This is a genomic window from Flavihumibacter sp. CACIAM 22H1 (assembly GCF_001601815.1).
In the GTDB taxonomy this organism is placed as follows: Bacteria; Bacteroidota; Bacteroidia; order Chitinophagales; family Chitinophagaceae; genus Flavihumibacter.
Genome location: NZ_LUKG01000116.1, coordinates 1 through 9605 on the forward strand (window position 1 = coordinate 1; position 9605 = coordinate 9605).

General features: G+C 44.7%; 14 protein-coding genes. 8 read left to right on the forward strand and 6 right to left on the reverse strand.

Going from position 1 to position 9605, the window contains the following annotated elements; genetic code table 11:
• The first annotated feature begins 134 nt into the window (after window positions 1-134).
• From cyoE to A1D16_RS20240, 7 genes are all read left to right on the forward strand, one after another.
• Entirely contained in the window at window positions 135-1061 is a 927-nt protein-coding gene (cyoE, locus tag A1D16_RS20210; protein WP_290712975.1) for a heme o synthase, read from the forward strand.
• 62 nt (window positions 1062-1123) lie between these two features.
• Window positions 1124-1690: a cytochrome c oxidase subunit 3 gene (locus A1D16_RS20215; protein ID WP_290712978.1), complete on the forward strand. Its 567-nt coding sequence runs from the start codon at window positions 1124-1126 to the stop codon at window positions 1688-1690.
• 50 nt (window positions 1691-1740) lie between these two features.
• Window positions 1741-2412 carry a cytochrome c oxidase subunit 3 gene (locus A1D16_RS20220; RefSeq protein ID WP_290712981.1) on the forward strand — a complete coding sequence of 224 codons (672 nt, stop codon included), beginning with the start codon at window positions 1741-1743 and terminating at the stop codon, window positions 2410-2412.
• A gap of 17 nt (window positions 2413-2429) precedes the next feature.
• Window positions 2430-2879 (forward strand): cytochrome C oxidase subunit IV family protein, encoded by a 450-nt coding sequence (locus A1D16_RS20225; RefSeq protein ID WP_290712984.1) that lies wholly within the window; start codon window positions 2430-2432, stop codon window positions 2877-2879.
• A gap of 108 nt (window positions 2880-2987) precedes the next feature.
• Window positions 2988-3707 carry an SCO family protein gene (locus A1D16_RS20230; protein WP_290712987.1) on the forward strand — a complete coding sequence of 240 codons (720 nt, stop codon included), beginning with the start codon at window positions 2988-2990 and terminating at the stop codon, window positions 3705-3707.
• Window positions 3708-3714: 7 nt separating this feature from the next.
• On the forward strand, window positions 3715-4257 hold the full coding sequence (locus A1D16_RS20235) for a DUF420 domain-containing protein (RefSeq protein ID WP_290712990.1): 543 nt from the start codon (window positions 3715-3717) through the stop codon (window positions 4255-4257).
• 17 nt (window positions 4258-4274) lie between these two features.
• Window positions 4275-4748 carry a hypothetical protein gene (locus A1D16_RS20240; protein WP_290712993.1) on the forward strand — a complete coding sequence of 158 codons (474 nt, stop codon included), beginning with the start codon at window positions 4275-4277 and terminating at the stop codon, window positions 4746-4748.
• A gap of 9 nt (window positions 4749-4757) precedes the next feature.
• On the opposite strand, the gene A1D16_RS20245 is transcribed toward A1D16_RS20240, so the two are convergent.
• The 3 genes from A1D16_RS20245 to trmB are packed head-to-tail and all read right to left on the reverse strand — an operon-like array spanning window position 4758 to window position 6043.
• Window positions 4758-5165 (reverse strand): MGMT family protein, encoded by a 408-nt coding sequence (locus A1D16_RS20245; protein WP_290712996.1) that lies wholly within the window; start codon window positions 5163-5165, stop codon window positions 4758-4760.
• Window positions 5137-5352, reverse strand: coding sequence for a DUF5522 domain-containing protein (locus tag A1D16_RS20250; RefSeq protein ID WP_290712999.1), 216 nt, complete (start codon window positions 5350-5352; stop codon window positions 5137-5139). Before A1D16_RS20250 ends, A1D16_RS20245 begins: the two co-directional genes overlap by 29 nt.
• On the reverse strand, window positions 5333-6043 hold the full coding sequence (gene trmB, locus A1D16_RS20255) for a tRNA (guanosine(46)-N7)-methyltransferase TrmB (RefSeq protein WP_290713002.1): 711 nt from the start codon (window positions 6041-6043) through the stop codon (window positions 5333-5335). The genes A1D16_RS20250 and trmB overlap by 20 nt, the downstream gene beginning before the upstream one ends.
• Window positions 6044-6190: 147 nt before the next feature.
• Between trmB and A1D16_RS20260 the strand changes: the two genes are divergently transcribed.
• Entirely contained in the window at window positions 6191-7285 is a 1095-nt protein-coding gene (locus A1D16_RS20260; protein WP_290713005.1) for an alkaline phosphatase family protein, read from the forward strand.
• Here the strand turns inward: A1D16_RS20260 and A1D16_RS20265 are convergent, their stop codons facing one another.
• From A1D16_RS20265 to A1D16_RS20275, 3 genes are read right to left on the reverse strand one after another with little or no spacing between them, the layout of a single operon-like run.
• A complete protein-coding gene (locus A1D16_RS20265; protein ID WP_290713008.1) occupies window positions 7286-7624 on the reverse strand; it encodes a hypothetical protein in 339 nt (112 codons plus the stop codon).
• Window positions 7625-7635: 11 nt separating this feature from the next.
• The gene (locus tag A1D16_RS20270; RefSeq protein WP_290713011.1) at window positions 7636-8328 is read right to left on the reverse strand and encodes an OmpA family protein; all 693 of its coding nucleotides are present in this window, start codon (window positions 8326-8328) and stop codon (window positions 7636-7638) included.
• A gap of 31 nt (window positions 8329-8359) precedes the next feature.
• Window positions 8360-8995: a porin family protein gene (locus A1D16_RS20275; RefSeq protein ID WP_290713014.1), complete on the reverse strand. Its 636-nt coding sequence runs from the start codon at window positions 8993-8995 to the stop codon at window positions 8360-8362.
• Window positions 8996-9605 lie beyond the last annotated feature (610 nt).

Genomic DNA, 9605 nt, shown 5'->3' on the forward strand with positions numbered 1-9605 from the left:
ATATCAGAGAATGAGAGCCCGGAGAGTAAGCATTGATAAAGGGGGTAATTGATACAGCTAAAATCGACATAAAATGCCCTGATGTTGAATCAGGGCGTTTTTTTAAAATGGACGATTTTGTTTAATAAAGAGGAATGCAGCAGAGTGAAACAGTTCAACCCGAAAAGAAGAATGGGGCAATGACGCGGTTGCGTGATTATCTCTTGCTGATAAAGTTTTCTTTGACAACGATGGTGGTGTTTTCGGCGGTAATTAGTTACCTCCTGGCACCAAAAATTGTGGCGTATGACTGGGCAATGATCGCTGTCCTGTTTCTGGCAGGTATGCTGGTAACAGGAAGTGCCAATACCATTAACCAGGTAGTGGAAAAAGATACGGATGCCCTGATGAAGCGCACAGCGGGCCGGCCAATTGCGGCAGGCAGGATGTCGGTTACGGAAGGCTGGGCTTTTGCATTGATTAGTGGAGCTCTGGGGGTTTTTCTCCTCTGGTATTATTTCAATGGATTATCCGCTGGTCTGGCTGCATTTAGCCTCTTTCTTTACGCGTTTGTTTATACACCGCTTAAGAAAGTAAATTCCATTTCTGTGCTGGTGGGCGCTTTTCCCGGTGGATTACCCTGTTTGATAGGGTTTGCAGCAGGAAATGATACCATTTTCGTCGGGGAACACGGCTTGCAGGACCTGGGTGGATGGGCATTGTTTGCGATACAGTTTTTCTGGCAATTCCCTCATTTTTGGGCCATTGCCTGGATTGCACATAAGGATTATGAGGCAGCTGGATTTAAAATGCTGCCCTCCGAAAAAGGCCCAACCAAATACTCGGCCATTCAGTCGATCGTTTATTCGGTGTTACTGATCCCGGTAGGTTTGGCGCCCTATTTTATCGGGCTTACAGGATGGGTGAGTTTGCTTATTCTGCTGGTTTGTAACCTGGGTATGGTTGGTTTAAGTATCCGATTGTATACCAAGATGGAAAAATCAGCCGCGCGGGGGGTAATGTTTGGGAGTTATATTTATCTGATGATTGTTTTTTTTGCGTTGGTGGCGGATAAGGTGTGAGGAAGGAAAAGGGTGAAAAGGAGGAAGGAGAAGGGGGAAGGAGGGAAATTAAAATTTAATGTATGAGGGTAGAAGCTATGGAGCAGAGAAAGAGGATACATCCGAACAAATTCACGATGTGGGTTGCTATTGCCAGCATTACGATGATGTTTGCAGGGCTGACCAGCGCTTATATCGTGAAAAGGAGCCAGCCGAGCTGGACAAGTTTTGAAATGCCGGTTATTTTCTGGTATTCAACGGCTGTTATGTTGCTGAGTAGTTTGGCAATTCATTTCTCACTGCGGGCGTTTAAGGAAAGAAACCGGGTAAAATACCGGCAGCTGATTACGTTAACTGCCCTATTGGGGGTGTTATTTGTAGTACTGCAGTATATCGGTTTCCGGCAGATCTGGAATACGGGTATCCGGTTTGATGGCGCCGGGGGCGGGCAGTTTTTATACATTATTGCCGGTTTGCATGGATTACACGTGGTGGGTGGTGTAATTGCGCTGTTAGTACTTTTTTTTAAGGCCTACAGTACCCGTTCCAGAAATTATAATCCGGTACCTGTAGAGGTTATGAGCACCTACTGGCATTTTGTAGACCTGTTATGGATCTACCTGATGGTATTTTTTATGTTATTACACTAGTTAATTCCGTATATCCAATTAAATTTGCGAACCAATCTTAAACACTGAACATGGCACAAGCAGTACCTGCAGAACAAAAATGGTGGAGTGGTGGTAAAAGCCCCTTCAACGTCGAGTATGGTAAACTGATGATGTGGTATTTCCTGATGAGCGATGCGTTCACCTTTGGTGCGTTTCTGATCTCTTATGGCACCATCCGTTTCGCCACAAATTCCTGGCCCGACCCCAATGAAGTATTCCAGTCTTTCCCCGGTTTAGGAAGTGGTCTTCCACTCATGTTTGTGAGTTTGATGACGTTTATCCTGATCATCAGTTCTGTAACCATGGTATTGGCCGTGCAGGCCGGTCATGCAATGGATAAAAAATCCGTTGTTCGTAACCTGGTTCTGACCATTATTGGTGGTATTGCCTTCCTGAGCTGCCAGGCCTGGGAATGGGCGCACCTGCACCATGAAGGCGCCTGGTGGGGTAGTAATCCATTCCTGAATGCAGATGGTACCAAAGCAACTACCAACTTTACCAACTTCTTTTTTACCATTACGGGTTTCCACGGTTTCCACGTATTTAGTGGGGTGGTTATCAATATTATTATGTTAATCATGACCCTGAATAATGTATTTGAACGGAAAGGGCATTACCTGATGATTGAAAAAGCCGGCCTGTACTGGCACTTTGTAGACCTGGTTTGGGTATTTGTATTTACCGTTTTCTATCTCGTATAACTTAATAAGACGCTATCATGCATCAAGACAATAATACAGAAATCACCTTTCATCATGAATATGACCGGGAGGCGAGTAAAAAAGAAGTAATCAAAATAACCGTCATCCTTTCGGTTATTACATTGATTGAGCTGGCACTGGGCTTTTGGATGTACCTGTCTCATCATAGTCTCGGCGCCTTTATGGTTATGCTGATCAAAGGGGTTATCCTGATTCTAATGCTGGCGAAAGCCTTTTATATTGTGGCTTATTTCATGCACCTGAAGCATGAACTGAAGAACATGATCATGACCATCGTGGTACCCTTGCTGCTTTTTGTATGGTTTATCATCGCGTTCCTGTATGAGGGTAATTCGTATAAGAACCTCAAGAACACCTACGATCCCTATCATAAAGAACAATCGGAGATCAAAGTAGAGAAAAAAGAACAGGGTAGTAAAGAGCACGATGCACATAGCAGCCACTAAGCGGCCTGCAGTGGCGTTGAGCAGTGAAGCAGCCCGGATAAATTAAGAATACAAAAAATTTTGAACCATCCGCCGCGGCGGATGGTTTTTAGTATAATATACCTTGATTTGAATAAGACAGCATTAGCAGGGGTTTTTTTGGCAGTGGTGGTTCCGGTTATCTGCTACTTTATTGTAGATCATTACAGTACAGATGCAGTTGATATGCCCCGCCGCTATTATGTAGATACCGTTTTGACCAAAGTGGAGGGCGGAAAGGAATTCACCGATACGGTATGGCACAAAGCTGCCAATTTCCATTTAACCAATCAGTTGGGACAGGAAGTAAGCCTGGATGACCTGCAGGGTAAAGTAATCGTAGCTAATTTCTTCTTTACCCGCTGCCCGTCTATTTGTCCCTCACTTACTATGAATATGAAGCGGTTACAAAATACCCTCAAATTAAAGGACGTAACCCGTAAGATCGATACCACTTTTGTACAGTTTCTTTCTTTCAGCGTAGACCCTCAGCGCGATTCTGCCGTGCAATTAAAAAAATATGCCGATCGCTACGGGGTGAATCATGATGTTTGGTGGATGCTTACCGGCAATAAAAAAACCATCTATGATTTTGCCCTGAATGAAGTGAAATTATCGGCCATTGATGGCGAGGGAGTAGATTCCAATTTTATTCATACGGAAAAATTTGTGTTGCTCGACCGTGATCGGGTGGTGCGCGGTTATTACAATGGACTGGATAGCATGGCGATGGCTGATTTAGCGGGTGATATCGTTAAAATATTCATTGAGAAAGACAAAAAGAAAAAACGCAATTTGTTCCGTAAATAAAGAGGCTATGTTAAATGCAATAATTCAGAAAAATGATAAACAGGCAAGGATACTGATCGGTATTCTGTCTGTGGTGGTATTTGTGGCCGTAGTTATTTTGTCAAGGGTAAGGATAGAGCTGGATCTGGGTTTTGATGTTCATATTTTTGCCAGGATCAATGCCGTTTTAAACAGTGCAGTGGCCGTATTACTGGTGGCTGCCCTGGTGGCCGTTAAACAGGGTAAATATGAAACCCATAAACGGCTCATGTTCCTGGCAATATTATTATCTGCCTTGTTTTTGGTTTCTTATATAGCGCACCATTTATTGGCGGATAGTACCCCGCATGGGGGGCAGGGCCTGGTTCATACAATTTACCTGGTTATCCTGATTACGCATATTTTTCTGGCGGCTATTATTTTGCCCTTTATTCTTTACACAGCCTACCGCGCCATGGTTGCAGAATGGCCGGCGCATAAAAAAATTGCGCGTATAACCTGGCCCATCTGGTTTTATGTGGCCGTAAGCGGCGTGGTGGTATATTTTATGATCAGCCCTTATTATTCCTAAAACAAGGCTATTAACCCATGAGCAAAGCAACAGCCCCTTCGCTATTTCGTGATTTGCAGCAGCTGTATAAAACCTTGTTGTATGTACTGGTGGTTGCTATGCTTTTGTCTTTTCTGCTGGTTCAGTTTTCGGTTATTAAGCCGGTGTTGGACCTGCCCACCGACCGTATGTTACAGGTGGTAGCCGTGCTTTATTGTTTTGCGGCGGTATTTGCCGGATTGCAACTATTCCGTCGTAAACTGGAACAGATCAGGGCCAATGAACAGAGCCCCAGGGAAAAACTGGCCCAGTACAGAGCTGCTTCACTCCTACAATGGTGGCTGATGGAATCAGCGGCAATTTTTAGTACTATTTGTTATGTTTTAACCGGTAACTGGGCTTTCCTGGCCCTTGCCTTTACCTTGCTGGTTTTGTTTGGAGGCTTGAATCCTTTTAAACAAAAAGTAATGATTCAATTGCGCCTGAGCGACCAGGATGTGGCAGGCATCTGACCGGGTTGTTCATAACGCGTCTGAAGGATCCCAGAAAACCTGTTCGAAATTTTGAACCGTATCATTTTTTACCTTAATCCCTTCTTTTTCCAGTAATTCCTGCATCCTTGTGGGTGTTGCAAAGTGGGCTTTTCCTGAAAGCTGTCCATTCCTGTTTACTACCCGCTGTGCCGGTATTTTACGGGCCGAATGAAAGGATCCATTCAGTGCCCATCCTACCATGCGGGCAGATAAACCCGTTCCTAAACAACGGGCTATTGCGCCATAACTGGTTACTTTTCCTTTAGGAATTTGCTCAACAATGGCATACACTTGTTCAAAAAAAGAATCTGCCGCCTTACCGGAAGGATTTACTGTTTTAAGGCGGCCGGCAGTATTTTTAGCCGAGTCAGTTTTTTTCTTCTGCGCTTTTGCCATATGGTTGCTTGCCTGTTAAGCGGAGCTGCGATCTACGCGGCTCCGGAACATTAATATAATCAAAAGGGCAATGCAGGCAACCATTTCCACAGCAAAACCCTTTTTCGAGATGGTATTTACTGGTCAATACCACGAAACCGGATTCATTGTAGTAGAAATCTTCTCCCTCAATCAGTTGCTTTTTCATAGTGGAATACCAATTCATGCAGCTTTTCGTCATAATCAGGAAGGGGGGCTTCCGGCAGCCGAAAAGACAGGTAATGGATACGATTGCTTTTTGCTATATCAAGCCCTTCGTAATGCGTTTTAATGGCTAATTCAGGGCTAATAACAGGTTCCGCGTACAAGTCTTCGATTTTACTAACAAGTTCCAGCCCATACAGTTCAATAACCCAGCAGGTAAACTGAAAAAGGACAGGGGAATCTGTTTTTAGGTGAATGATCCCTTTGGGTTGGAGTAGTTGCTGGTACTTTCTTAAAAACTTAGGGTGGGTAAGGCGTTTGGTATGCCTCGACCGTCTTAATTGGGGATCTGGGAAGGTGATCCAGATTGCTTCTACTTCCTGCGGGGCAAAATAACTGGAAATCTGGTCGATTTTGGTTCGTAGGAAGGCCGCATTCTGCTGATCATTTTCCAGGCATTTTTTGGCACCTACATAAATGCGGTTGCCTTTTACATCTACTCCGATAAAGTTTTTTCCCGGATAGCGTGCAGCTAAACCTACGGTATATTCACCTTTTCCACAGGCCAGTTCCAATGTAATAGGATTCGGGTTCCCGAAATGGTCTTTCCATTTTCCTGCCATGCCTTCCGGGTATTGAAACACATTAGAAAAACCTTTAATGGCTTCGAACCGGATAAGTTTTTTTTGTCCCATGGCGGCAAAGATAATGGAGGAAAGGGGGGAAAACCTGAAAACAGGCCCTGATGAAGTTTTCGTGAAATGAAGTGAATAGAGCGGGAAAGTAGAAAGCTTATACTAAAGCAATTGGTACATTTGGACACACTAAACCAATACATGGATATGAAAAAAGCAGTTGCATTTCTATTGCTTTTAACGGTATCGCTTGGCCGGTTATCAGCGCAGACGAAGATCGAAAATGTAATTCTTATTACCACGGATGGTTTGCGATGGCAGGAAGTTTTCCAGGGAATGGATCCTGTTCTGGCGGCAGACCGGGCATTTAATCAGGGAGATAGTGCCGCTATATTTCAGCACTACTGGGCGGAAGATGCCGCCGTTAGAAGGGCAAAACTTCTTCCTTTTTTCTGGTCAACAATTGCGAAAACGGGCCAGTTGTATGGCAACCGGTTAGTTGGAAACAACGTAAACAATGCCAATCCTCATTGGTTTTCTTACCCAGGCTACAGCGAAATCCTAACCGGCTTTGGTGATGAGAAAATTAACTCCAACGAGTTTCCACCCAATCCACATGTAACCGTACTTGAATTTTTACACCAACAACCAGCGTATAAAAATAAAATTGCCGTTTTCGGTGCCTGGGATGCGTTTGACCGTATTGTAAATGAACAGCGTTCAGGCATTCCTGTTATAAGCGCCTTTGATCCGGTGGGAGGGAAAAATCCAACAGCGAACGAACGGTTAATTAATCAGTTACAGAAAGATGTATTTAAGCCATGGGATAAACACGAATGTTTGGATGTATTTACCCATTATTCTGCGTTGGAAAACCTCAAAGTAAGGAAGCCCAGAATACTGCAAATTTCCTATGGAGAAACGGATGAATGGGCACATGCGGGCATGTATAAGAACTACCTGAATGCAGCACATCAGTTAGACCAATGGATCAGTGATATCTGGCAGTACGTTCAATCGGACCCACAGTATAAGAACAAAACTGCAATTATTATTACCACGGATCATGGAAGGGGTGATAAAGTAAAAGAAGAATGGAAACACCATGGCAGTAATATAACCGGGGCAGATGAGATCTGGCTGGCAGTACTGGCGCCTGGTATTCCTGCCAAAGGAGAAGTGCAGGTACCGATGCAATTGTACCAGCAACAGGTGGCGCAAACGCTGGCAAAGTTCCTCGGGCAAAAATATACGGCCGCTCATCCTATAGCAGCCGAAGTGAAGGAGATATGGGAAAAATGATCAGCGTTGCAGAAAATTGAGGGTATGAATATCAATATTGATGGCGGCTCCTTTCGAATTAGTGCGCTGAAGGATGGTGGAATAGCCGTTTATAAGGATCAGTAATCCGGAACTGGGATGAAGAAAATGAGCAAAGACCTCAAGGGGTCTCTGCTCATTTTTGTATATAAAGAGATCGTCCTCCACCCAACCCTGCAGGGTTTGCGTGCCCTGCAGCGTATGTTGTTGAATAATGGCGCGAAGGATCTGATCGGAAGAGTTGGCGGTTGCCTCTTTTAGTACGCCTAATTTGCAGTTTTGCAAAGCGGCCAGCACAGCATCGTTTTGGGTTGTTTTCATGGTGCAGGTTATTAATTACCGGCTTCTTTTTTTGCTGCCTCTACCATCTTTTCATTAGCATAGATGGCAAATTCCACGCGCCTGTTTTTTGCCCTGTTTTCCTCCGAACTGTTATCGAATTTAGGCTGGTCTTCCCCGTACCAGGCGGTCCGGATCCTGTTTCCTGTAATGTTCTGCTGTTTCAGGAAATCTGCTACCGATTGAGCCCTTCTTTTTGATAAACGTTCGTTGTAGGCATGCGCGCCCTGGTCGTCGGTATGTCCTTCGATGCGTATATAAGTATCGGGGTATTTTTTTAATATACCGGCGAGTTCAGAAATCCGTTCCGCAGCAGGCGTAGTAAGATTGGATTGATCAAAGCCGAATAGAACGCCAGAGTCAAAGGTTACATTTATTCCTTCCCCTACACGTTTCACTTCAGCACCGGGAATGTTGTCAATTTCCTCGGCCTGTTTGTCCATTTTTCTTCCGATAATACCACCTGTTACACCGCCTACAGCGGCGCCGATAATTGCCCCAACAGCGGTATTTCCTGCCGCTTTACCAACTCCTGCACCTAACACGGCTCCGCCTGCGGATCCTATTACTACCCCTTTTTGGGTTTTATTCATTGATTTACATCCTGCAGCTCCGGCACTGATCATCAGAACGGAAAGCGCTGCCCAGGCTGTTTTACTTAGTTTATTTTCTATGCTGTACTTCATGCTCACATAATTAACGGTGATGAATAAACGATTAAAGAACTTTACCGATACCAAAGGTTACACCTACATTGATTCCGATGTTGCGATTACGTTGTTCGATAGAAGGGTTTTCCATTACATCAAGCAGGCCATGGTAATAATTGAGGTCAACATTTAACCAGGTTCTGTCTACAAGGCGGTAATTAAACCCTGCGCTGGCAGCCAGTCCTATATCAATGGATTTTGCAAAATCAGCTGCTTTGGTTTCAATGGTTGTTTTGGTGTTACCTGTGTAAGTGGTTGCTTTATTGTTTCCTCCGATGAGAAAGCCAACAGAAGGTCCGAGTGTAAGTTTAGGCCGGAAGGCATTGCCTCTTTGTCCGAAGAAATACATTGCTTTCAATGGAATACGCAGGTAATCGAGCCGGGTAACATTGTCAAAATTTGTTGTGGAAGTTTTTCCCCCTTCTATTGACCATTTAAGGTCGGCGCCAAATCCCCAGTTTGATTCCGTGCTGTATATGAGGCTTAGGCCCAGGTTACCTGCGGGTTGATAGCGGGCATTGGTGGAGTTAGACAACCAGGTATGACCGAAACCAGCGGTTCCGCCGAGCGATAAATTGTCCTGTGCAAATGTGGTGCAGCTAATAGCAAGTGCTGCAAGGGTAGTGCGGAATATCTTTTTCATGCGTTGTTGTTTTGCCCGCAGAGAAAAAAAACTATGCCAGGGAATAGCAATGGGCAGGAGATAGTCAATAAAAAAGCCCCTCAGTGAACGGAGGGGCTACCTAACAGCTGTAAACACACACATGAGAAAAACTGGTGTGTACCAATGGCATGCAATCGAAACCGATGCGCGGTACAAAACCCGGTTTGGTAAGCCGGATAAATAATAAATGCTGTAGGGGGAGGAGTCGAACCTCCACGGGGCAGTTAGCCGTAGTACAATGCTTAGTGGTCAACCCTGGTCGGCTTTATTACGGTCCAGTTTGCACTGAACAGCAATACCAGTCGGCTCTATGCTACGTTTATCCTGGATTCCCCACCCCCGAGACGAGAGGGCATGTCTGCCAAAGATTTCATCACCCCACAGTATAAAGAGCAAGAATAATTCGAATGGAATAAGCCCCATCCAATTAAACTGGCTGTAGGAGGAGGAGTCGAACCTCCACGGGGCAGTTAGTGAGTTTGCACTCCTTTATCCTGGATTCCCCACCCCCGAGACAAGGGGGCATGTCTGCCGAAAATTTCATCATCCCACAGTATGTTCTAAGAACTTTGATAATGCAAACATACAG

What these genes read in the sequence shown, in the direction of transcription:
- cyoE (WP_290712975.1), top strand. Translation starts at nt 135, where the DNA reads ATGCAGCAGAGTGAAACAGTTCAACCCGAAAAGAAGAATGGGGCAATG.
- A1D16_RS20215 (WP_290712978.1), top strand. Translation starts at nt 1,124, where the DNA reads ATGAGGGTAGAAGCTATGGAGCAGAGAAAGAGGATACATCCGAACAAA.
- A1D16_RS20220 (WP_290712981.1), top strand. Translation starts at nt 1,741, where the DNA reads ATGGCACAAGCAGTACCTGCAGAACAAAAATGGTGGAGTGGTGGTAAA.
- A1D16_RS20225 (WP_290712984.1), top strand. Translation starts at nt 2,430, where the DNA reads ATGCATCAAGACAATAATACAGAAATCACCTTTCATCATGAATATGAC.
- A1D16_RS20235 (WP_290712990.1), top strand. Translation starts at nt 3,715, where the DNA reads ATGTTAAATGCAATAATTCAGAAAAATGATAAACAGGCAAGGATACTG.
- A1D16_RS20240 (WP_290712993.1), top strand. Translation starts at nt 4,275, where the DNA reads ATGAGCAAAGCAACAGCCCCTTCGCTATTTCGTGATTTGCAGCAGCTG.
- A1D16_RS20245 (WP_290712996.1), bottom strand. Translation starts at nt 5,165, where the DNA reads ATGGCAAAAGCGCAGAAGAAAAAAACTGACTCGGCTAAAAATACTGCC.
- A1D16_RS20250 (WP_290712999.1), bottom strand. Translation starts at nt 5,352, where the DNA reads ATGAAAAAGCAACTGATTGAGGGAGAAGATTTCTACTACAATGAATCC.
- trmB (WP_290713002.1), bottom strand. Translation starts at nt 6,043, where the DNA reads ATGGGACAAAAAAAACTTATCCGGTTCGAAGCCATTAAAGGTTTTTCT.
- A1D16_RS20260 (WP_290713005.1), top strand. Translation starts at nt 6,191, where the DNA reads ATGAAAAAAGCAGTTGCATTTCTATTGCTTTTAACGGTATCGCTTGGC.
- A1D16_RS20265 (WP_290713008.1), bottom strand. Translation starts at nt 7,624, where the DNA reads ATGAAAACAACCCAAAACGATGCTGTGCTGGCCGCTTTGCAAAACTGC.
- A1D16_RS20270 (WP_290713011.1), bottom strand. Translation starts at nt 8,328, where the DNA reads ATGAAGTACAGCATAGAAAATAAACTAAGTAAAACAGCCTGGGCAGCG.
- A1D16_RS20275 (WP_290713014.1), bottom strand. Translation starts at nt 8,995, where the DNA reads ATGAAAAAGATATTCCGCACTACCCTTGCAGCACTTGCTATTAGCTGC.